The following is a 23,402-nucleotide window of genomic DNA, read 5'->3' as shown; positions in this document are numbered from 1 at the left end:
CGCATGCCCTCATTCTTCGATACCAGTATCGAATTTCTTAAGGGAGTTGGTCCCCAAAAAGCCGCCTTGATCGGTAAAGAACTTGGCCTGTTCACCTATGGTGACTTGATCCAACATTATCCCTTCCGCTATGAGGATCGCACCAAATTCCAGAAAATCGGTGAGGTACATGCTGATATGCCTTTTGTTCAAATGAAGGGACGCATTACTAAGCTCGACACCATTGGTGAGCTTAGAAAAAAGCGATTAGTGGCCCGCTTTTCGGATGACACCGGTGAAATTGAACTGGTCTGGTTTAAAGGCATCCCTTGGGTTAGCAAGAAGCTCAGGCTTGGTGTTGACTATGTTGTCTTTGGAAAGCCTGCGGCATTTGGTAGAAAAATCAATGTCGCTCACCCGGAAATTGAAGTTCTCACCACGCAAAACGAAAAAACTTCTTTCCTACAACCTGTCTATCATACTTCTGAGAAGATGAAGGCAAAGTTTCTGGATAGCAAAGCGCTTTCGAAACTGGTGAGGCAAGTGATGGTTTTGGCCGAGCGTCACATTCATGAAACTCTACCCCAGCATCTGACCGATCAATTCGGACTAATCGAAAAACACTTTGCCTTATGGCATATTCATTTCCCTTCGAACAATGAGCTATTACAGAAGGCCATTTTCAGACTGAAATTTGAAGAGCTGTTCTTTATTCAGCTAAAACTGTTGACCTTAAAAGTCTCTCGGGTAGAGAAATTCAAAGGGCAGGTCTTTCGAGACTCAAGCTTGCTGACGGCTTTCTACAATGATCATCTTCCTTTTGATCTGACTAATGCTCAAAAAAGAGTGATCAAAGAGATTTATCAAGACATGAAATCAGGGCGCCAAATGAACCGATTACTCCAAGGAGATGTCGGCTCGGGCAAAACTATTGTGGCTTTTATCTGCATGCTGTTAGTCGTCAATTCTGGAAGTCAGGCATCCATGATGGCTCCCACGGAAATACTGGCCGATCAGCACTATGAAGGCCTGAAGGAATACGCTGACAAATTGAATATTGGGATCGCCAAGCTAACAGGTTCCTCCAAAACCAAAGAGCGAAGAATTATTCATGAAGGTCTGCAATCGGGCGAAATTAAAATCCTAGTGGGTACACATGCCTTGATTGAAGACACAGTCCAATTCAAAAACCTGGGACTTGCAATTATAGATGAGCAGCATCGCTTTGGTGTGGCCCAACGGGCAAAGCTCTGGAACAAAAACGTCAGCCTCTTCCCCCACATATTGGTGATGACCGCCACCCCAATTCCGAGGACTTTAGCCATGACACTCTATGGTGACCTTGATGTATCGATAATTGACGAGATGCCAGCAGGTAGAAAGCCGATTAAGACCTTGCACCAGTACGATGCCAAGCGTCTGGAAGTCTTTGGCTTTATGAAAAAAGAAATTGCCAAGGGCCGACAGGTTTATGTAGTTTATCCTTTGATTGAAGAGTCGTCCAAACTCGACTTGAAAGATCTAATGGATGGCTATGAGAGCATTGCAAGAGCCTTTCCCGAAAACCACATCAGCATTGTGCATGGTAAGATGAAGCCTCAGGATAAAGACTTCGAAATGCAACGTTTCGTCAAACATGAAACTCAGATAATGGTCGCCACTACGGTTATCGAAGTGGGCGTTAATGTACCGAATGCCTCTGTAATGGTGATTGAGAATGCCGAACGCTTCGGCTTAGCGCAATTGCACCAATTAAGAGGTAGAGTAGGTCGCGGAGCGGATCAGTCTTACTGTGTACTTATGACAGACTATAAACTGAGCAAAGAGGCAAGGACAAGACTAGAAACCATGGTCCGAACCAACAATGGCTTCGAGATTGCCGATGTCGACTTGAAGCTACGTGGTCCTGGAGATATTACTGGCACTCAGCAAAGTGGTGTATTAGATATGTTGATCGCTGACATTGCCAAGGACACTAAAATTCTTCAGGCTGCTCGAAATGCTGCCAGTGATTTGTTAGATGAAGACCCAACGCTCGCCAAGCCAGAGAACAGCAATATTCTAAGACATATCAAGTCCCTAAAAAAGACAACTGTAAATTGGGGAAGAATTTCTTAGTTAGCTTAAAGCCTCCAGAGATATGAGGCCTTAAAGAAGAAGCCACTAAAGGTCTGTAAGTAATTGTCAGCAGGCACATATTGTTGCCCATCCCATCGAGTTCTCTCCAATACCGTACCATAGCCAAGGTGCACAACCGTACCGGGAATGTAGGTAAAGGAGGCCAGGAAGTTAGGGCTCCAAACCTTTGAGAGGCTGTTGTACTGACCAATCGCCCTAAAGAACAAGTATTGGTTGGCCTGGTAGACCAAGCGCCCTCTAAGGATATGTAAGTCATAATATTTGACGTCAGTTGCTTCACTGTAGAGTGACACAAAATTGTGGGACACTTGAAAATTTAATTTATCGGAAGCCTGATAGTCTAGAAAGTTTCTGATGCGTTTACCATAACCCTGCTCAGCCGCTTGATAGAAAATACCGTTATCCCAGTCATAGTTAGTGCTCACTCTAAGTCTCTTATTCAACTGAGAACTTGCGGAAAGACTAATTGACCCATCTCTAAACTCAACCCCCTGAAATATTTCGGAAGAACGATCCGCAGAAACACTTAGTCGGGTATTCTTCGGCAGGTTAGCCGCTATTGACCCATAAAGTACGCTTTCATTTAAACCACTGGGTTTGTCCTTAGTAATAGAGCCATAAACGGTGAAATCCCATCTTTGTACCAGGCCCTCTTTTGGAAATAATTTTGGTGATACTGAACCTGAAAGTCTTGTGATTCCTGTTCTTGTCACAAACCCAACTTGGGATTGAAAGTCTTGGGCAATGTCTTCAATATTGATATTACCGCTGAAGCTTCTGGTATTTCTGGCAATCCTTATCGCCATAGAATTGTCACTGGTGGAATTGCTATTCCTATCTGCCTGAGTTGTCGAGTTTAAGAAATTGCCACTAATCACATTGGCTTCGTTAAAACGATATTGCCCATCGAAGCCGACCACTGAGTTGGAGCCCCCATTTCTGGATCTATGCGTGCCGATAAAGCCCAGGTAACTGTCCTGAGTGAAAGAACGCATATATCTAATGATACCCACATCAGCCGTTTCATCCTCAGCAAAATCACTCAGCGACCGATCGGCCCGATCCAAGGCGTAAATGGTAGAAATGATATTCTTATCACCGATCTTTCCAGTCAGTTTAGTAGCAGCTCTTGGTGATACAATGGTCCTTGTATTCACAACCTGCCTCACAGGTGAGAACATAGAGCTAGCCGCGAAGTTAAAATTTTGACTCCCTTCCAAAAAGAATGGTCTCCGTTCAGGGTAGTTAACGGCAAATCGTTGATTCACTTCTACCTGCTGCGCATCTGACTCCACTTGGCTAAAGTCAGGGTTAATGGTAGCATCCAATACAAGCTCTGATGTTAGGCCAATTTTGGCTGTAAGACTCGGCTCAAAGTTATCCTCGCTTACGTCCTGCCCGTTTTCTTGTATCGTATTATTGCTATAGGTGATGGCAGGCAGCAATTCTAGCAGTGTATATTTTCTCACACCAGAATAGTTCAAGGGCATCATCTGAGTAAGAAAGGCGAAGCCTTTTTCGGGGTCGAGGGCTGGAGAAGATACTTGGGTAGAAAGACGCGAAATCCTTCTTTCGAAGATTACACCCATTTCTACATTCCCGTCATCATCGCTATAGCGAATACTCTTAAATGGAATTTTGATCTCTACGCTGTAACCCTCATTGTCAATTTTTGCAGCACTGTACCATATAAGATCCACACCAATATCTTCTGAACCTGCGGCAAACTGAGTGTCCATTTGAATACCATTAGGATTCACATAAAGACCCAATAAGGACTGGCCACCATTAAAGGTGTCAAGGTTAATACATATCCAGTCATCGGCTCTGATTCTATCTCTTGCGGCAATGGAGGTCTTAATTAGATTGGGTTCATCAAAACACTTGATTGCGAAATATAGGTTTTCCGAATCGTGCGCCACATAGGCAATGGTATTATAGGGAATGTCTTTACCAAAGTCGGGCACGAAGGTTTTGAAACCCGAAACCTGAGGACTTTGCTTCCAAATGTCATCATCCAGAACACCATCAATTTCTGGTGGAACATCCGCTTTAACCGATTTGACTTGTGCCTTGACTGTCAGTGTTAAAAGTAATGTACACACTGTCACAAGCACTCTTGACCTATACCTCAATCCTAAAAAATTTTGCCCAAAATTAACTGTATCAATAGATAATAGGTAACCACTTATATATTATTGTCAGTCGTAAAACAACCTTTACAACTCTAGCCATTTAACTTCGTTAAGTTTTGACATGAATTGTATGAAAGTTCTTTACTCCTGTTTGATCATTTTAGTTACGTTGGCTGCTTCGGCCCAAGACCTTAAGGTCACCTATATCGCCAATGAAGGTGTACTTTTAGAGGGGGGTGGAAAGAAAGCCATGATAGATGCGCTCTTTGATGACTTCTATAAGGATTACCTCAGCCCGAGTGAAGCCACTGTTGAGCAAATGATGACATCTCAAAGCCCTTTTGATCAGGTGGACCTAATAATGACAACTCACTTTCATAGAGATCATTTTGAGGCCAATCTGACAGGCAATTTTCTCAAGAACCATCAAGAGTCCAGGCTCTTAAGCTCTGAGCAAGTTAAAGGGGAATTAGAATCAAAGTATGTCGATTATGATAAGGTCAAGACACAGATTAAGGGCCACCAACGCGGAGTCCACACCTTACAAGATAATATCAATGGCCTGAAAGTTTATTCCTTTTTCATCAATCATGCAGGCGGAGAAAGGACAGCACATATTGAGAATATGGGCTTCATTATTGAAATAGGTGGAAAACGAGTATTGCACCTTGGCGATGCAGATATGAATCCAGAAAGATTCAGGGAAGTGGATTTAGCTAAGTATAATATCGATGTAGCACTAGTTCCTTACTGGTATATGAGTAGTGATGAGGGTATGGATATTATTAACAACCATATCAAAGCCAAAGACCTAATAGGAATTCATTACCCTAAAGCACCATCGCCATCTGCGTTGAGTCAGATTAAAGAAAATTACCCAAAGGCTACAGTATTCCAGAAAACTCGAACTGAAGTTCAGTATTGACAGAACCAGCTCTTCTCTCTATGACCCAGAGAGTCGAACTTCTCTTTTTGTTGGCGTAGCATTTCAACAATCTCATTGACTCGCTTACCCTTTGATAGCGTGTTTGTCTTAGACTCAATTTTCCGCACCCTACGCCATTTTCCAATAGATGCGCGATCGTCTATTACATAGACAATTAGCTTTATGTAAAACCAAAAGAATCTTTCTATGCGATAATCGCAGATTTTCTCGGGGGATAAGTTGGGGGATTGAAACTGATTGGGGAAGAAGTCGTCAAGGTTTGTCTTCTTCAAAGGAAGTTGTGTGGTAGTATTCAAGGTGAAATTCATTGTGTGATGAATGATAAATAAAGATAATCATCTTTCACCAAAACTGAGAGAAAAAAGCGTAGACAAATCGTCCACTAACTACTCCCCATCGAACCACTTCTTAAAGGCGCCTACCTTCTCGCGGCTCACAATAATTTCACGGTCGAAGTCCATATTCAGAATGATCTTCAAACGACTGTTCGAGTATACCAAAACATCCTTGATGGCATTAATTTCAATGATAAAGGTTCGGTTTACTCTGAAGAATGATTGTGGATCGAGCATTTCTTCCAGTGTCTCAAGCTTATAATCTATGATAAGCCTTCTACCCTGATCCGTGACGATATAGGCGTTTCGACCTTCGGCATAGAAGAGTTCTATTTGATCGGTCGTCACTGACTTAATATGCTCACCGATCTTGACCATAAACCTGGTTTTGTATTCGCGTTTGCTCAACATCTGCAGGGCGCTCTGCAAATCAATGACTGAAGTGGCTTCCGATTGCCCCGGTTCCGAAAGCTTTGTCTTTAGGTTTTTGAACTTATCCAAACTCTCTGTTAACGCTTCGAAAGTGATCGGTTTGAGTAGGTAGTCGATGCCATTGGCTTTGAAAGCATCAATCGCATATTCATTATAGGCCGTAGTGAAAATGACAGGAATGTCAAGATCGACTTCTTTGAAAATATCAAAACTCAATCCATCCGTTAATTGGATATCCATCAAAAGTAGATCTGCATTGCCATCAGTCTGCACCCAATTGACAGTTTCCTTAACGCTCATTGCTCTACCCACAATCTCAATACTTTCATCATAACGATGTAAGAAGCGTTCAATCTTCTCTGCAGCAGGTATTTCGTCCTCTATGATAAATACTCTCATACGTTCTCTTTAATGTCTAGCAATGGCAGTTTGATAAAAGCATCTCCATAAGCTTTGATCTGAATCACAGGTTTATCCGTAAAAAAGGCAAAGGCCTCATGAAGGTTTTGATATCGATTTTTAATGTACTTATTGTTGCTCAGTTTGTCATTCTCTTTATGTTGAATGACCAAATAATCATCCTCTCCTCCACAGTCAATTACAATATTCATCGGCTGCCAAGGGGAAATAATACTACCGTTAATCATACAATCCAAAACCATGGGCAAGGTGTTGGGCACCATATACTTTCCTATGCCAAACTTCTCGTTTTTGATTTCTAGAGATAACTGCTCTGGAAACTTCTCTTTGAATAAATAGATGAGGTTCTTAGCTGCTCTAAGCTCATCGTCCAAGGCCACAACCTCTTTCTTTCGATTATCTAAGATGTACCGATAAACGATCGCCAGGCGATCTACAAAATCTTCTGCTTTATCAAGGTTATGATGAACCAGTGAAATAAGTGTCTCCAAGCTCTGAAAAAGCAAGTCGGGATTGATTTCATTGTTGAAAATCTCCAATTGGTGCTCAAGATTCTGGCGCTTTAAGTCTTCCTTTTTCAGTTCCGATTCATTCTTTATCGACAGCAAGTGAATACTCAGGAAGAACAAGGTGTAAAGCATTGCGCTTACACTGTAAGTGATCACTATCGTATAGAGGGTGTTCGAATAGGACGAGAAGTACTGATAATCCTCAAAATATCTGAAATAAGCGTCTACAGCAAAGAAGTTAACCACAGCCCCCGTCAGCAAGCTCACACCAAATAGCATAACTATGCTTCCTGTTTTTCTCAGGTTTTCCTGAAGCCTTCTTTCGACTAAAACAATTACAAAACGTACCGACTCAGAAGTAAGAAAGGCCAGTACGGCACAGAGCATCAGCTCATCATTCAAAATGGTTTCCGAGAGCTGTTCCAGGTCGTTGTTGATCATTAAAATCAACAGGTACATCATGATCCCATAGATCGGTGGAACCATCAGGCGGAATATGGGCTGATTCAATAGGTTCCTTTTCATGACGTGATCATTGGGAGTTTAACTTCGAAATAATCATCGTCCGAAAGCTGAATATGCTTGGAGGTAAAGAAAGCATAGCGCTTTCTGATATTGTCTAACCCAACCCTATGACTAGCCGTTTTTGAAGGCGACCCAGTCTTATTATTCAAAACAATCACCTCTTCTTCAGTAGCTCGAATATTGACTTTAAGAGGGTTATCATTGCTAATAATGTTATGCTTTACAGCATTCTCGACCAGCAACTGTAAAGTCAAAGGAGGTATCGACCGATCGTGATATTGGCTATCAATTTCAATTCTTAAATCTACCGCTGCCGCATATCGAATATTGAGCAGGTAACCGTAGTCCTTCAATGCCTCTATCTCTTCTCGCAAAGTGACCACTTTGGCTTCTTTGGTATAGAGCACATAGTTGAAAGTATCGGCTAGGTTTCGAATGAAGTTCTCTGCCACATGCGGATCTCGATACACGAGTGACGAGATAGTGTTCATACTATTGAATAAGTAATGCGGGCTTAGCTGGCTTTTTAGTGCTTCAAACTGTAGCTCAAGTTGCTTACGTTCGGCACGTAGTTTTCTAATCTGTCCTACTGAATACTCATTGTAGCTAAAGGTATTAAACTCTACCAGTGTGACCACAAACATGGTCAAGAAGCAAAGTACAATTAGTTTGATTTCTATCTGTCGAATGAACATGTCCTCAGCAAACATTTCGTATTCGATCAGGCCTGTCAGGTTACCTAACCAACCCATTAACAATAACAGGCCGCCTAAAAACGCAAAGTCGAGCGCAAAACCGGCCATAAAACGACCTAAGATGTGCCTACGCCATGGTATTCGATGATTCAACCAGTGATTAATGTAGAAGACGCCAAAGCCTGTAAGGATAGCACCCAAAAATGTGAACCCATAGATATTGATGTGCCTTGATAGATTGGGCAGTACGCCATACTCTCCATAAAAAAGATAAAAGAGAAAGAGTAAGCCGATGATAAGAAAAAGGAGCAGCCTGAGCAGCTTAGCCATAGCAGCGAGTTTTGATGAAGATAATAAATACCCCCTCCATATTGCTTAGAGAGCAAAAATTTATGTGGAAATAGAAACAAGAGCCTCCATAAAGAAGGCTCTTGGGTGGATAGAAAACATTAGTCTACACAACGTGCCACGCGACCGTAGTACGTATCAGACCTAATTCCTTTGGCTACTCTTTTGAACTGAGACTTGACGGTGTCATCGGCATCTTGGACAGCACTACAAGCACCTTTTAATACTTCAGACTTGTAGTAGTCTGACCCTATTGAGTCCGCTACTTTTAAGATGCTCACCAGGTGATCCTTCTTCAAGTTTCTTTCCTTCAATACGTTTTTAAGAATATTGACTTTGTAGTGATCTGAACCAATATCAGCAACACGCCCAAGTACTTTTGCATAGGCATCAGAATCCAAATCCTGATCTCTTAATACTTTAATTAAAATCTGACTCGCATAATGGTCTGAATCAATATCATTCACAGTATTGAGGATGTTATCGAAATACTTGGATGAAATACTCTGGTTATCGAACAGGTCGTTAATGATCACGTTTCTATAGTGATCAGAATCCATGTACTCTAACTTGCTCATCACAGCTTCTACTACTTTATCTGAAACCTGTCGAGAGTTTAGCATTGACTTAAACGTCTCAGTGGTATAGTGGTCAGAATCGATATTAGATACCGCATCCATTAAGTTCTCGAACGCTTTATCAGAAAGGTTAGGACGGTCCAAAGCCTTCTTTAAGACGATAGTAGCATAGTGGTCAGAATCAATATCTGCGGCAGACTTAACGATTTGATCGATCAGATTATCACTCAAATCTCTACGCTTTAGTAAGTCCTGGAAAACATTTGTCTTGTAGTGATCCGAATCCATAATCTCAGCAGCAGCAAGCACCTTGATGGTAGCCGCTTCACTCAAATCTTCTCTCATCGCTCTTTTAAGTATAACAGACACGTAGTGATCAGAGTCCATGCGATCAATCGCATTTAAGAAGGCTTCTGTCGTCTTCTCATTCTTAAAGAACTTATCGCTATGATCTTTGAATACCTCAGTGATGTAATGATCAGAGTCTAACTCTCTTGGCACATAGCCTGCAAGCTTTTCTAATTCATTATCATTCAGATCTTGATCCTCAAGAAGTACTTTCAAATAGATTTGGCTTACGTAATCACTTCTGATATCACTGACTTCATCTAAAACTGCATCAAGGCCACCTTTCTTGTAAAACCTTTCAACACGGCTTTCTGCACCAATACCAGTGGTTCTGATAACTTCGAGCAACATATCAGCCAGGAATTCCTCAGCTTCTTTGCCCCACTCTTCTTTTCTTCTGCCAACTCTGTATTCATATTCTACCGTACCATCAGAATTTGGCTCAGCCAAAACCTCTCTTCTTTTTCCGAAAGAGGTTTTTCTGATGAAGAGGTAACCTCCTCTGGAGATAGATTTAATAGACTTGTCATCCTCGGCAAATTCAATCTCACCTTCATATTCCACATTGAGGCTTTGAGACCCCGTTTTGTGAGTGAAGGTGTGAGCACCGTTCTTTGATGACGAAATTGTTGTTGACTTACCTCCCGAAGAGGTAACAGTAGTTGAGCTTTTACTTCTTTGGGCATGCGAATCATTGACCAATGAAAAAATCGCTAGTAAGGCGATCGCTATTCCCATGATAATACTTCTATTCTTCATTTTTTGAGCTTTCATAATCGTAATCTTTTTGTTTTTGTCTCAGGTGCTTGGTGGGCGACCAACCCACACCTGAAACTTGAGTTTTTGACTTTTGGTAAACCCACCTTGTTGTTAGTGGCGGATTGACAATACAATGATGAAAAGATTGTATACAACAAAAAACCCAAGTGAAATGAACTGTAATCTTTCTGGACTGAACTGTTGAAACTATGTCAAAACAAGTTTTTGGACATAAAAAAAGCCACCTTGAAAGATGGCTTCAGTCTAATTCATTAATACCCTATTCATACCGCATGGACTGTATGGGATTGGCTGTAGCTGCCTTCACAGTTTGGAAACCTACAGTCAGCATGGCCACCCCAAAGGTGCTCAGAAGCGCAACTATAAAGACGAGTATTCCTATTTCCGTTTGATAGGCGAAACTATCAAGCCATATATTCAGACCGTAAACCGCCAGTGGTACTGAAATAACAAAGGCAAGCAAAACCATTCTCGTAAAAGCACTGGAGAGTAGTCTGACGATACCGAATACCGAAGAACCCAATACCTTGCGAATACCGATTTCCTTGGTCCTTTGAGTCGTCATTAGGGATGATAGTCCCAATAAACCCAAAGACGCAATGATAATGGCCACCACGGAGAAGGCCCCAATCGCACCGGTCAAACGGTCCTCTTGCTCATAGAGCTGTGCAAATTGATCGTCAAGAAAGTAATAGTCAAAAGGCACATTGGGTAAAGCAGACTGCCATTCCGTTCGTGCCAATTCGACCGCGTCTTGCGCTCTTCCCTCCTGAACACGAGCCACAGTAAACCCATGAATTCCATTAGTTGGTCGTCTGTAATAATGAATCACAGGAGCGACTTCATTGGCCAGCGACTGATAGTTATAGTTTTCTGAGACCGCAATGACCTTCATTTTTCGGCTACCGAAATTCAGGTACTTCTCATCAATATCTGTCCATCCAAAGGCATCCATCGCGGCTTGGTTGACAATAGCAGACCCTGTTCTGTCTTGCTCACTATCGGGAATAAAGTCACGCCCCTGTTTCAACTCTATCTGAAAATTCGAGAAAAAATCATGGTCTACATACGTAAAACGCATCCGTAACCTTTGCTCTCTTGTGAAACCATCAGGAACTACAAAAGTGAATCTTCCAGGAAAATTTCCAGGTAGTGAAGAGGTGGCATTCAATGAGGCTACCGAACTATGATTTCTCAGACTATTTCTAAAGTTGTTAAGCCGATCGGTCCCTTCCGCCTCATTTGGAAAGTCACTAAGACTTATGGGTAATACCAAGAGATTAGCCTTGTTAAATGACATGTCCTTATTCTTCATATAATTCACCTGCTTGCTGATCACAAGGGTCCCCACAATCAAGAGAATGGAGAAAACGAATTGTAATACCACCAGACTATTCCTTACAAATTTACCCATTGGACGAGCCTTGAGTACTTTGCCTTTCAGAGAATCCACACTCTTCAATGAGGTTAGGTACAGAGCAGGGTATAGCCCTGAAGACAAACCTATGAAGAGGCCAATTCCAACCAATAATCCTAGCTGTAGTGGATTTTCGAGCAAGTTCAGTGTTAGCGCTACATTATAGAAATTGTTGAAGCTTGGCAGCAAAAGTGCAGCAAGGATAACACCAAAGGTCAGAGAGAAGAAGGTAATCGTCATGGATTCGATCAGGTACTGAGCGATCATTTGACCTCTGAGTGCCCCTAAAACTTTTCGCATGCCTGCTTCTTTTGCCCGTTCCATGGATCGTGCTGTAGCAAGATTCATAAAATTGATAGAGGCGATTGTCAAGATAACTATGGCCACGGTGAGCAAAATGTAGGCATACTGTCTATTCTCATTAAACCGATCGTAGACATCAAGTAAGTTCAGCAGCTTGAAATTTGTATTAGCCGCTGTTTCAGCATTCCAGATTTTAGCAATGAAGTCTTCAAACTTAGTTTCCAGTGCTGCAATGTCAGTTCCTGGTTGTAGCAATAGGTATGTTTCTAAAAAAGAGGAATTCCAGTTGCCGGCAATCCCCTCATACTGGGGATGGCTTTGAATTGGGATCACCACCTCTGGTTGAAGCCTGGTATTGTAGGGTATGTCTCCCAAAATCCCTGTTACGATATATTGATTGTCCAATGATGCGGCATCGATGGTTTTTCCTATCGGGTCTTCATCCGGAAAAAGGCGATCGGCAACGTCTTGGCTAATTACAATAGAATTCAAGTTCTCCAGCACCGATTCCCTGCTTCCCACCTTAAGGGAGTAATCAAAAAGCGTAAAGAAAGAGGGGTCGGTTAGAATCACATTTTCCAGAAACCTCTTTTCACCAACATTTAACCATATCGGATTATTCGTTAGGCGTGCACCATCCAAAACCTCGCTATAATCTGATTTCAAAGCCTCCAAGGTTGGCGCCCATGTATCATAGGTGTCTTGAGTTCCGGTAGGAGTAACCCTTTCCTTATACAGTAATTGAATCTGTTCTCCTTGGCTATGCATTTTGTCATAGCTGAGTTCACTTTGCGCATAAAGCAAAATCAGAGTTGCGGCAGCAATGCCAACAGTTAATCCGAATACGTTGATAAATGAATATCCCTTGTGCCTCATAAGGCTCCTAAGGGCAATTTTGAAGTAATTTTTGAGCATGACCGTTTTGTTTGAGTTAAAGAGCAATGTAAGCGATTACAGAATTGCCCATCAAATTGGATGACACCAATTGCCTATAGGTTACAGTCAAAAGTCTGATCAATGGATTGAACCGTAAAGCTGAACTTCCTAACTTGACCGAAAATCAGGTACTATGAAACTCAAGCACTTCTTTCTTTTCTTGACATTAGCGATCATCGGATTTGTAGGCTGTAACTCAGCTTCAGAGACCAATACTGAAACTGTCTATGGCAATCCTCCTGCCGAAGGCTTCAATATGGCTGGCTCTGATGCGAAAGCCATTGCCATTGCCGATGAGGTAATGGAAGCCATGGGCGGAAGAAAAGCATGGGACGACACAAGACACATCTGTTGGAACTTCTTCGGCAGACGAGAACTCATTTGGGATAAATGGACAGGTAATGTAAGAATCGACTCGGGTGAGTCCACTTACCTGATCAATATTAATGACGATACAGGAAAAGTATTCCGTGAAGGAAATGAAATTGAAGTAAATGCTGATTCCATGCAGGTACTTGTCAACAGAGGCAAAAGTATCTGGATCAATGACTCCTATTGGTTGGTGATGCCTTACAAGCTTAAAGATTCGGGCGTTACATTAAAGTACGTGGGTGAAGAAGCCACCGAAGATGGTAGAGCTGCAGACAAACTCAACCTGACCTTCGAGGGTGTAGGCAGAACGCCTCAAAACATGTACTATGTCTGGGTCGATAAAGAAACCAAACTAGTAAGCCAGTGGGCCTACTACCCTAATACATCAACTGAGGCTCCTCAGTTCGTGAACCCTTGGATTGAGTATGCCAAATACGAGGACATTATGCTCTCTGGCAGCAGAGGTCGTGGAAAAATGGAAGACATTATGGTCTTCGATGAACTTCCTGAAAGTGTTTATACCTCTGCTGAGAAACCAACACTGAAGCCAGCCAATACCAGCGAATGAGACAGGTTTTAGCCTTTTGCTTATTGGTAACACTGGTTTCATGCGGAAGCAAAGAAACAAAGGAGAAGGAAATTGCCTTAGTACCCGCTTGGGAACCACAAACGTCTAATACGGAAGCAAGCCTCAGAGGCCTATCTACAGTATCGGATCAAGTGGCTTGGGCCAGCGGTAGCGGTGGCACAGTGATACGTACCATTGATGGTGGCACTACCTGGACAGATGTGAGTATTCCAGGTCAAGAGACCATAGACTTTAGAGATATAGAAGGCTTTGATGCCAATACTGCCATTGCATTGAGTGCTGGCTTACCGGCACTCATTTTCAAAACTACCGATGGTGGTCAAACTTGGGAACAAAAGTATTTTAGCGATGCAGAAGGCACTTTTTATGATGCTATGGATTTCTGGAACGATCAGGAGGGAATAGCTTTTGGCGATGCGATCGATAGTCGTTTACTCATCCTTAAAACTTCAGATGGCGGTGAGACATGGTCTGAGCTTCCTTTTGATCAGCGGCCAGTATCAAAACCCAACCAAGGGGGATTTGCTGCTAGTGGTACCTGCCTAAGAACCAATGGAGAAAGCAATGTTTATATAGGTCTTGGTGGACCTGAAGCCAGCCTATTCTATTCCTTTGACAAAGGAGAGACTTGGGCGAAGACCATTACGCCTCTTCAGTCGGGCGAACCAACACAAGGTATTTTTTCTATTGATTTCAAAAACGAAGAAGAAGGTCTAATGGTCGGAGGCGATTATCGTGGGGATTCACTCACAAGAATCAATGCTGCCTATACTACCGATAAAGGAGAAAGCTGGTTTCCGGTGATGGCTAGTCAGAGCCCCAGCGGATACCGATCGGGAATAGCTGTATTTGATGATAATCTCATCTTAGCCGTTGGTCGCCAAAGCTGCGATTACTATCGCGTAGGCGATGAGGCCTACACTCCAATGGAAGGCCAATACTATGCCGTATCGGTCAGTAAAACAGGCAAATCAGCCTGGGCTTCAGGACCAAGAGGGGCCGTTGCTAAGCTGACCTTTAAATAGATTACAATCCGAAAAGGTGTTCATTTAGCTTTTTGAGGGCTCTTTCCTTATTGGCACTATCCGTGAGTAAAGAAATATTATGACGGCTTCCACCATAGGAAATCATTCGAATCGGAATATCCGTAAGTGACTCGAAGATTTTATTCACGATTCCCTTCTGTTCTGCCACAAAGTTTCCTACCACACAGATAATCGTCTGGTTCGTATCGATTTCCACCTGTCCAAATTGACTCAATTCACTGGTAATTTTCTCAAGGTTATCGTCCTCATCAATGGTGACAGAAACGGCAACCTCTGAAGTGGTGATCATATCGATCGGTGTACGATACTTTTCAAAAATCTCGAAGATCTTTCTCAAGAAACCATAGGCCAATAACATACGAGTCGACTTAACCTTTATGGCGGTAATACCATCCTTGGCTGCCAAGGCTTTCACATCAGCAGAAATTGTGGACTTGCTGATGATCGTGCCCTTTGCTTCTGGCTGCATGGTATTCAACAGCTTGACGGGGATTCCAAATTTCTGGGCCGGCCATATAGATGCGGGATGCAGAATCTTAGCGCCAAAGTAGGCTAGCTCCGCTGCCTCATCGAAGGACAGTTCGGCTATCGGATATGTTTTGTCAACGACTCTTGGGTCATTGTTATGCATACCGTCAATATCTGTCCAGATTTGGATTTCATCAGCACGTGCGGCAGCACCAATCAGAGATGCCGTGTAGTCACTTCCTCCCCGTTGGAGGTTGTCAATTTCCCCCTTATAGTTCTTACAAATGTAGCCTTGGGTGATCAGTAAGGGAATACCCTCATATGCCTTTAGCTTATCTGCCAGGCGATCGGCAATCAAGTCTAAATCTGGTTCACCTGCCTCGTTCGTCCTCATAAAATCAAGGGCCGGCAATAAAGCGGCATTGATTCCCGATTCTTGCAGGTAGAGTGTGAATAGTTTCGTAGACATCAGCTCTCCTTGAGCCAAAATATCTCGATTCAATGCTTCGTTGAAGGATATTTTTAAGGTAATACCAAAGAACTCAAAATGCTCTTCAATTATAGCTTCTGCCTCCTTTCGCTTTGCTTCCGAGGATAGCAAGTCCTTTATGAAGCTATTGTAGTGGGAATGAAGCGCATCAATTTTTTTGAGGGCCCCATTTTTGTCGTCATCGGCAAGCGACTGACCAATACTCACCAAAGCGTTGGTAGTACCAGACAGAGCCGACAATACGACAATCTTAGGCTCATCATTGCGGGTAATAATTTCCGCTACAGACTTCATCCGATCAGGTCTTCCAACTGAAGTACCTCCAAACTTTAATACCTGCATCATTGCTTGATTAGAAGCCCAACATTTTTATTGCGGTAATGGCAGCTTCATCGCCCTTGTTACCATGTTTTCCACCTGCTCTATCCAAAGCTTGTTTTTGGGTATTGGGTGTAAGCACACCAAATATTACAGGCTTGTCATACTTCAATGAGACATTGGTGATGCCATGTGCCACCGCATCGCAAATGAAATCAAAGTGTTTGGTTTCACCCTGAACGACACAACCAATACAGATCACCGCATCAATCGCTTCTTCTTTTGCCATCCACTGTGCGCCTAATGAAAGCTCGAAACTGCCTGGTACACTCTTTCGAATGATATTCGATTTTTGAGCTCCATGACGCACCAAAGTTTCAAAAGCACCTTGATAGAGGGCTTCTGTAACTTCTTCATTCCATTCCGACACCACAATGGCGAAAGTGCTTTCGCTGATGTCTTTTACATTCTTACTACTGTAATCGCTTAGGTTTTTTACGCTTGATGCCATAGTTCTATAAACAAAAAAAGGTAAGACATTACGCCTTACCTTCTAATTCAATTTTCTTTTAAATTCAATTTCCGGCAAGGACTTCTAGTCTGGCCTTATGTTTTCGAGCTTCAGTGTATTCTGAGGCCTCCTTGTAATTATCAATAATCTGATCTAAGGCTCTAATCGCACCAGTAAGGTCAGAAGCTTTTTCATAAGCCAAAGATGCGCTTAGCAAATAACCAGGTGCAAAGAACTCGTCATCAACAGTTTCTGCTGCATCCATATAGTTCTTAGCGGCAGTTGTGAAGTTTCCTTGCTCCATGTAAGCATCACCTAACAACTTATTCGCCCTAGCCTGAACAATCTCTTCTGAAGTGCTGAACTTCTCGAGGTATTCAATCGCCTCAGCATAATTTCTTTGCTTAAGGTAAGAAGCACCAGCATAGAAGTGTGCAAGGTTAGCCACTTCAGTACCACTATAAATGTCAATGATATCCAAAAAGCCAAGGCTTCGACCGTCTCCTAATAGAGCCGACTCGATACTATCGTTCTCGTAGTAATACTGTGCTTGGAAAATCTCGTTTTGAGCACTGTCGTTTTTCTGATCTTTCTTGTAATCAAGGAAGAAAATAACAGCTGCTCCCACTAGAACGATTAAGCCTACAATCGCTCCAATAAACCCGATTGGGCCCACCTCTTTTTTGAATTCCTCAACTGAATTCGCTGATTTTTTGGTGGTTTTTGTCTCCTCTGAAGAATTATTCTTCGCCATCTCTTGAAAATTAGGTCGCAAATATAAAGAAAATGTTGAATAACAAGGCTTTAAAACCTATTCCATTATATAAGGATAGTCTTCCTGAACGTATACATCTTTGTATGCTTCTGAAGGATCAGGATAAGGAGACTCTTCTCCAAACTTGACACACTCTTCAACCTCAGCTTTGATTTTAACATCAATAGCCTTCAAATCTTCTTCAGAAGCCCATTTATTGTCCAAAATCTTAGCTCTTACAAACTCAATTGGATCTCTGTCTTTATATTCTGCAACCTCTTCTTTGCTGCGGTACTTAGCAGGGTCAGACATGGAGTGTCCTTTGTATCTATAAGTTCTGAACTCAAGCAATGTCGGTCCATCCCCTCTTCTGGCACGATCAGCAGCTTCTTCAACTGCTACGTGCACGTTTTCTGGATTCATTGCATCAACTGGTGCAGATGGCATATCGAAGGCTTCACCCAATGTATAAAGCTCTCTTACATTTGAAGTTCTTTCAACAGAAGTACCCATGGCATAACCGTTATTCTCTATAACGAAAATCACAGGCAGCTTCCAGGTCATTGCCATATTCAAGGCTTCGTGAAAGGCACCTTGTCTCACGGCACCATCTCCCATCATACAAATACACAGATTGTCTGTCTTATTGTATTTTTCAGCGAAGGCAATTCCAGCACCTAATGGTACCTGACCACCTACAATACCATGTCCTCCAAAGAAGCCTTTCTCTTTGTCAAACATGTGCATCGAACCTCCTTTTCCTTTTGAGATACCCGTGGCCTTTGCCATTAATTCGGCCATCACTTTTTTAGGGTCAGAACCCAATGCCAGCGGTTGGCCATGATCACGATAAGCGGTGATCCACTTATCGCCTTCTTTTAATGCACTTACCGATCCACTAGAACAGGCCTCTTGTCCAATGTATAAATGGCAGAAGCCCTTAATTTTTTGCTGTCCGTAAAGCTGACCTGCCTTTTCTTCAAACCTTCTTTGAAACAACATATTCTCAAACCAGAACATGTATTGGTCTTTAGAAAATTTAGGTTTTTTAGTCGCCTTTGCTTTGCTTGTTCCTTTCGTTGCAGCCATAGCTTTATATTTTCGGAGGATTAACCTCTTATCTTCATTTATTAAAACAGGAGTGCGAAAATAAGACAAAAACCCTCAACTTTGAAATTAATGCACCTCGAATCGTTAAGGCTCTCCAATTTCAAAAATTACCCTTCTGCTCAGCTAGAGTTTTCAAGGGAAATCAATTGCTTTCTTGGCAAAAATGGAAGTGGAAAAACTAACCTTTTGGACGCCATATTCTATTTGTCTTTCACCAAGAGCGCCTCTCAATCTCAGGATCAGCAATGTGTTCTTCACGATGAATCTTTTTTCTCAGTACGAGGAAATTTTGAACTCGAAGAAAAATCCAGAACTGTAATTTGTGGCCTTCAGCTTGGCAAAAAGAAGCTCGTCAAATTGGATGATAAGCCTTATAAGCGGGCCAGTGAACATGTTGGTAAGTTTCCAGTGGTACTTATTGCACCCAATGATACAGACGTAATTCGAGGGACAAGCGAAGACAGACGAAAGTTCTTTGACGCAATCATCTCTCAAGTAGATGGCCACTACCTTCAGAACTTGATACAATACAACCACGCCTTAAAACAGCGTAATAGTTTGCTGAAACAGTTTGCCGAAAGAGACTTCTTTGATGCTGATCAACTTCAGCCTTTTACCGAAAAGCTGATCGAGTTGGGAAGTGAGATCTTCAAAGTTCGAGAGCAATTCCTTAAGGCTTTTCAAAAGCTTGTCAACGGGCATTACGCTAATCTGTCAGAAGAAAGTGAGGCAATCGATCTGCAGTACGAGTCTCACTTCTTTGAAAACATTAGGGAACTATTCGCTGAAAGCTTAAAAAAGGACCTGATTCTAAAGAGAACGAACATCGGCATTCATAAAGATGACTTTCCTTTTCTCATGAATGGAAAACCCATTCGCAAGTTTGGCTCTCAGGGGCAACAAAAGTCATATCTGATTGCACTCAAATTGGCCAACTTCGACTATCTATATGATAAGAAAGGTATTAAACCCCTTCTCTTGTTAGATGACATCTTCGATAAATTAGATGATTTTCGCATCACCAAATTGGTAGAAATGGTAGCTTCAGAAACCTTCGGTCAAATCTTCGTGACGGACGCGAGACCCGAAAGAACACTTTCAATTTTTGAAGAGATTAACCAGGACGTCAAGCTTTTCTCAATAGATCAGGGCCAGGTGGAATTACTTGCCTAAAGCTCATTTTTGAGCCTCATAATCCCCTTAGGCAACTAAGGGCTCTCATACACGTAAAAAGTTGAGGTTTAACAAAAACAACTACCATGAAAACTACCTTCAAACTATCAGCTGTGGCGCTCACGCTAATTTTGTCAGCTACTTTTTTATTTACCTCTATGAAACCTGCTGAAGATGGCGGGTATGACTGGATGAAGAATAGGCTAAACGCTTCCAAAGCCTTCACCATTGAAGTTTTAGAAGCCATGCCAGCCGAAAGCTATGATTATAAACCGAATGAAGACCAGCGTACTTTTGCTGCTCAGGCTTATCATATCGCCTATAGCATTGACTATTTCAGAAGAGCACTGGAACAAGGTGCTGGTGCACAATGGGCTCCGGGTGATGAAAATTCAAAGACAAAAGAGGAGCTCGTAAAATGGGCAACCGAAAAATTTGACGACATCAATAAATTCATTTTAGAGCAAGAATCTAATGATGCCTTTACAGCGGGTGTTATGTCTTATCTAGATCATAATACGCACCACAGAGGTCAAATTGTCACTTATTTGAGAATGAAAGGAATTACTCCTCCGAGTTACAGATAGTATTTATCACACCAATTAAAGGCGTCATTGCGGTTCGTTTTCGTGCTGCGGTGACGCTTTTTTTATTGTCAAATTTCATAAATGTAGATTTTGTTTATATGTTTGTTCTACAAATACGAAATTTGATTGATCAAAATTCTATCTGAGTATCTAAAAAGAAATAAAAATGAAAGGAACTCAATTAGGCGAATTTGAAGAGCTGGTCTTATTGATTGTAGGGGTATTGCACCCCGAAGCATATGGTCTCAACATTCGCGAAGAAATCATTAGCCAAACCAAAAGAAAGGTGGCGATTGGGGCAGTACACTCATCCCTCAGTCGACTGCAGGAAAAGGGTTTTTTAAAGTCAGAGTTAGCCGAAGCTACCCACGAAAGAGGGGGAAGACGCAAACGCCTCTTTTCGATTACAGCTAATGGGAAAAGGGCTTTGGAAAAGAACCATGAATTACGAAACGGTCTTTTCAACCAAATTCCTGAGATAGCACTTAAAGGGCTCAATTTCGGTGTCGCCTGAACTAAAATTGCATAAGCCACCAAGGTTGGCAAACTGGATTTTGCATGTGGTGTGTAAGGGCAGTCTGCTGGAAGAAATAGAAGGGGATCTTTTAGAGCATTATCAAGTGCTCCGAGAAGATCATCCGAAATGGAAATCCGATGTATTCTATTGGTTCCATGCACTAAATTTTTTAAGACCCTTTGCCTTAAAAAGGGTCGCTCAAATATCAAACAACACTGTTATGTTCAAAAATTATATAACCATCGCGCTGAGAAACTTTAAAAAGCATTCTCTCTATTCGTTCCTCAACCTCTCCGGTCTGATTGTGGGCATTACCTCCTGCTTACTCATCTTTCTTTATGTCAGACAGGAATATAATGTAGATAAACACTTTCCAAATTCTAAGGACATTTATCGGGTGGTCACCGACATGAAATTAGGAGATCGTGAAATTCATACGCCTACTGCTCCAGTAGTATTAGCCGAGCATATGCTCGAAACTGTACCGGAGGTAGAAAATGCAGCACGTCTCATGGTCGGGCAATTTAAAACTGTAGTTGACCTGGAAGAAATACAGATGCAGGTTTTGAATGTAACCTATGCCACCAGCGAATTACTCGAGATATTCTCATTTTCTTTTGTCTCAGGGAACCCAGAAGGTGCCTTGGACGAACCAAAAACGATGGTCATTTCAGAGTCTATGTCTGAACACCTCTTCCCTGGAGAAGACGCCCTTGGCAAGACGGTTTCTTATAACAATGCTGACTTCATCGTCAAGGGGGTCTACGAAGACATGGTTGAAAACTCGCATTTCAAGTTTGACCTGATCATGTCACATGCGTACCAGACCAGCAGATATGACTATGGTTGGAACAACCTCAACTCTTACACCTATTTACAACTTAAGTCAGGAACAGACCCTAAACAAATAGAGTCAAAATTGAATGCGGCTCTTGAAACCCACATGAAACCACTGATGGAAAGCTGGTTCCAGGTACCTGCCGACCTTATCAATTCTGAGGGTAATCATGCCCGATTTTATCTTCAACCTCTTGTAGATATTCATTTAAAATCTAACCTGCCCAGAGAATTTCAGGTCAATGGAAGTATTGAAAATGTAAGAACAATCTCCTTGATTGGCATCATCATTTTACTGATAGCGAGTATCAACTTTGTCAACCTGAGTACCGCGCGTGCCGCACTCAGAGCTAAAGAAGTAGGCGTTAGAAAAGTAATGGGCTCTCAACGCCAACAACTCATCACGCAGTTTCTCTTCGAATCAAGTCTTTACAGCTTTGCTGCCTTCACAGTATCGGGGCTGCTGGCATTTCTCACGTTACCCTATTTTAACAGACTAGCAGGTACAAATATGAGCTTTGACATGGGAGGTGCAACACCATTATGGCTCGTCATGATAATCGGTGCCGTAGTGATAGGTATAGTTGCCGGCTTTTATCCGGCCATAGTACTCTCCTCTTTTAATCCAGTTAAAAGTCTCAAAGGACAAGAGGGCAAAAGTGGGAGCAAGGCTTGGTTAAGAAGTGGACTTGTCGTTTTACAGTTCTCTATTTCCACGTTTTTGGCCATTTCCACAATCGTGATTAACAATCAGTTGGATTATGTTATGGACAAGCCTTTGGGCTTTGAAAAAGATGAATTGATCAACTTGGAAGTTATGGACCTGACCCGTTACGACAGAGGAGAAACGGCCATTAGGAATGAACTAGAAGCGAGTCCGAATATTCTCAATTTTAGTCGAACAGATTACACCCCCATCAAAGGTACCAGAAGAGAATACTATGTGGATAAGATTGATGAAAAAGGGGAAATACAAACAGTAAATGCACAAAGCTGGGCTATTAACGAAGCTTACATTCCTACCATGGGCATGGATGTTATTAGGGGTAGAAATTATGAAAACGGACTTGCTTCAGATAGTAATGCGGTGATCATAAATCAGAGTATGGCTCAGGCATTACAAATGGACGACCCAATTGGTCAAAGTTTACAGTGGAAAGTTAGGGGTCAAGTCTATAATATGAATGTGATCGGTATGGTTAGAGACTTCCATTTCAGCTCTATGAAAGAGACTATCAAGCCACTGATGTTTTATAAAGGTTACGATCCATGGACCTTGTCAGTAAAGTTTACAGGCAGCCCCTCTGAAGCCCTATCAACATTAGAAGCTATATGGAACGAACACTCTGGAGGCCAACCATTTATAGCGCGTTTAGCAAGTGAGGACTATAGAAACCTTTACCAAAAGGAAACTCAACTCAAAGGTCTAGTCAATTCCTTTTCAACATTGGCAGTTCTAGTGGCCATTTTAGGACTCGTAGGTCTAGCCTCATTTATGGCACAGCAACGTCAGAAAGAAATGGGTATAAGAAAGGTCCTGGGAGCTAGATCTATACAACTCTTCAAGAAAATGATTGGAGGCTTCACGCTGCTAGTTGGAATTGCCTGTTTGATCGCCATACCAGTAGCAAATTGGTTAAGTAATCAATGGCTGAGTGATTATGCCTACCGCATCAAAATTAGTCCATTAATCTATGTTTTAGCCTGTTTACTCATGCTAGTGCTATCATGGATAACGGTGAGTTTTCAATCCCTCAAAGTGGCGAACACTAACCCAATAGACAATTTAAGAACTGAATAAATTA

At 42.1% G+C, this 23,402-nt stretch carries 19 protein-coding genes and 1 pseudogene; 9 read left to right on the top strand and 11 right to left on the bottom strand.

Features of this window, described 5'->3' with window-relative positions:
• Positions 1 to 3: 3 nt before the first annotated feature.
• Entirely contained in the window at positions 4 to 2,097 is a 2,094-nt protein-coding gene (gene recG / locus BFP97_RS15355) for an ATP-dependent DNA helicase RecG (RefSeq protein WP_069843267.1), read from the top strand.
• Between the two features lie 5 nt (positions 2,098 to 2,102).
• Here the strand turns inward: recG and BFP97_RS15350 are convergent, their stop codons facing one another.
• Positions 2,103 to 4,253 carry a carbohydrate binding family 9 domain-containing protein gene (locus BFP97_RS15350; protein ID WP_170827481.1) on the bottom strand — a complete coding sequence of 717 codons (2,151 nt, stop codon included), beginning with the start codon at positions 4,251 to 4,253 and terminating at the stop codon, positions 2,103 to 2,105.
• A 130-nt stretch (positions 4,254 to 4,383) separates the two neighbouring features.
• Here BFP97_RS15350 and BFP97_RS15345 point away from each other — a divergent pair, with 130 nt between their 5' ends.
• The gene (locus BFP97_RS15345; RefSeq protein WP_069843265.1) at positions 4,384 to 5,178 is read left to right on the top strand and encodes an MBL fold metallo-hydrolase; all 795 of its coding nucleotides are present in this window, start codon (positions 4,384 to 4,386) and stop codon (positions 5,176 to 5,178) included.
• Here the strand turns inward: BFP97_RS15345 and BFP97_RS15340 are convergent.
• The 6 genes from BFP97_RS15340 to BFP97_RS15315 all read right to left on the bottom strand — a co-directional run bounded on the left by BFP97_RS15340 (position 5,169) and on the right by BFP97_RS15315 (position 12,804).
• The gene (locus BFP97_RS15340; protein WP_069843264.1) at positions 5,169 to 5,507 is read right to left on the bottom strand and encodes a hypothetical protein; all 339 of its coding nucleotides are present in this window, start codon (positions 5,505 to 5,507) and stop codon (positions 5,169 to 5,171) included. The genes BFP97_RS15345 and BFP97_RS15340 overlap by 10 nt on opposite strands.
• Before the next feature lie 78 nt (positions 5,508 to 5,585).
• Positions 5,586 to 6,365: a LytR/AlgR family response regulator transcription factor gene (locus BFP97_RS15335; RefSeq protein ID WP_069843263.1), complete on the bottom strand. Its 780-nt coding sequence runs from the start codon at positions 6,363 to 6,365 to the stop codon at positions 5,586 to 5,588.
• Positions 6,362 to 7,420, bottom strand: coding sequence for a histidine kinase (locus BFP97_RS15330; protein WP_069843262.1), 1,059 nt, complete (start codon positions 7,418 to 7,420; stop codon positions 6,362 to 6,364). Before BFP97_RS15330 ends, BFP97_RS15335 begins: the two co-directional genes overlap by 4 nt.
• Entirely contained in the window at positions 7,417 to 8,445 is a 1,029-nt protein-coding gene (locus BFP97_RS15325) for a sensor histidine kinase (protein ID WP_069843261.1), read from the bottom strand. The genes BFP97_RS15330 and BFP97_RS15325 overlap by 4 nt, the downstream gene beginning before the upstream one ends.
• 119 nt (positions 8,446 to 8,564) lie before the next feature.
• Positions 8,565 to 10,148: a hypothetical protein gene (locus BFP97_RS15320; RefSeq protein ID WP_221406613.1), complete on the bottom strand. Its 1,584-nt coding sequence runs from the start codon at positions 10,146 to 10,148 to the stop codon at positions 8,565 to 8,567.
• A 280-nt stretch (positions 10,149 to 10,428) separates the two neighbouring features.
• Positions 10,429 to 12,804 carry an ABC transporter permease gene (locus BFP97_RS15315; protein WP_069843259.1) on the bottom strand — a complete coding sequence of 792 codons (2,376 nt, stop codon included), beginning with the start codon at positions 12,802 to 12,804 and terminating at the stop codon, positions 10,429 to 10,431.
• 154 nt (positions 12,805 to 12,958) lie between these two features.
• Here BFP97_RS15315 and BFP97_RS15310 point away from each other — a divergent pair, with 154 nt between their 5' ends.
• On the top strand, positions 12,959 to 13,765 hold the full coding sequence (locus BFP97_RS15310) for a hypothetical protein (protein WP_069843258.1): 807 nt from the start codon (positions 12,959 to 12,961) through the stop codon (positions 13,763 to 13,765).
• The gene (locus BFP97_RS15305) at positions 13,762 to 14,811 is read left to right on the top strand and encodes a WD40/YVTN/BNR-like repeat-containing protein (protein ID WP_083262599.1); all 1,050 of its coding nucleotides are present in this window, start codon (positions 13,762 to 13,764) and stop codon (positions 14,809 to 14,811) included. Before BFP97_RS15310 ends, BFP97_RS15305 begins: the two co-directional genes overlap by 4 nt.
• Before the next feature lies 1 nt (position 14,812).
• On the opposite strand, the gene BFP97_RS15300 is transcribed toward BFP97_RS15305, so the two are convergent.
• From BFP97_RS15300 to pdhA, 4 genes are all read right to left on the bottom strand, one after another.
• Positions 14,813 to 16,132 (bottom strand): aspartate kinase, encoded by a 1,320-nt coding sequence (locus tag BFP97_RS15300; RefSeq protein ID WP_069843257.1) that lies wholly within the window; start codon positions 16,130 to 16,132, stop codon positions 14,813 to 14,815.
• A gap of 10 nt (positions 16,133 to 16,142) precedes the next feature.
• Entirely contained in the window at positions 16,143 to 16,619 is a 477-nt protein-coding gene (ribH, locus tag BFP97_RS15295; protein WP_069843256.1) for a 6,7-dimethyl-8-ribityllumazine synthase, read from the bottom strand.
• Between the two features lie 64 nt (positions 16,620 to 16,683).
• Entirely contained in the window at positions 16,684 to 17,373 is a 690-nt protein-coding gene (locus BFP97_RS15290; protein ID WP_069843255.1) for a tetratricopeptide repeat protein, read from the bottom strand.
• 57 nt (positions 17,374 to 17,430) lie between these two features.
• Positions 17,431 to 18,462 carry a pyruvate dehydrogenase (acetyl-transferring) E1 component subunit alpha gene (gene pdhA / locus BFP97_RS15285; RefSeq protein WP_069843254.1) on the bottom strand — a complete coding sequence of 344 codons (1,032 nt, stop codon included), beginning with the start codon at positions 18,460 to 18,462 and terminating at the stop codon, positions 17,431 to 17,433.
• A 90-nt stretch (positions 18,463 to 18,552) separates the two neighbouring features.
• Between pdhA and recF the strand changes: the two genes are divergently transcribed.
• The 5 genes and pseudogenes from recF (at position 18,553) to BFP97_RS15265 (ending at position 23,398) form a co-directional block, all read left to right on the top strand.
• Complete coding sequence (gene recF, locus BFP97_RS15280) at positions 18,553 to 19,656, top strand: DNA replication/repair protein RecF (protein WP_069843253.1); 1,104 nt, start codon at positions 18,553 to 18,555, stop codon at positions 19,654 to 19,656.
• 86 nt (positions 19,657 to 19,742) lie between these two features.
• On the top strand, positions 19,743 to 20,243 hold the full coding sequence (locus tag BFP97_RS15275; RefSeq protein ID WP_069843252.1) for a DinB family protein: 501 nt from the start codon (positions 19,743 to 19,745) through the stop codon (positions 20,241 to 20,243).
• A gap of 166 nt (positions 20,244 to 20,409) precedes the next feature.
• Positions 20,410 to 20,757, top strand: coding sequence for a PadR family transcriptional regulator (locus BFP97_RS15270; protein ID WP_069843251.1), 348 nt, complete (start codon positions 20,410 to 20,412; stop codon positions 20,755 to 20,757).
• Positions 20,747 to 20,941: pseudogene (locus BFP97_RS20945) on the top strand (permease prefix domain 2-containing transporter); the annotation flags it as partial. The gene BFP97_RS15270 and the pseudogene BFP97_RS20945, both read left to right, overlap by 11 nt.
• Before the next feature lie 39 nt (positions 20,942 to 20,980).
• Complete coding sequence (locus tag BFP97_RS15265; protein WP_139135325.1) at positions 20,981 to 23,398, top strand: ABC transporter permease; 2,418 nt, start codon at positions 20,981 to 20,983, stop codon at positions 23,396 to 23,398.
• Positions 23,399 to 23,402: the final 4 nt, after the last annotated feature.

This window comes from Roseivirga sp. 4D4 (genome assembly GCF_001747095.1).
Taxonomy (GTDB): Bacteria; Bacteroidota; Bacteroidia; order Cytophagales; family Cyclobacteriaceae; genus Roseivirga.
Note: the sequence above shows the minus strand (reverse complement) of the source record. Positions and strands in the feature narration are given on the sequence as shown.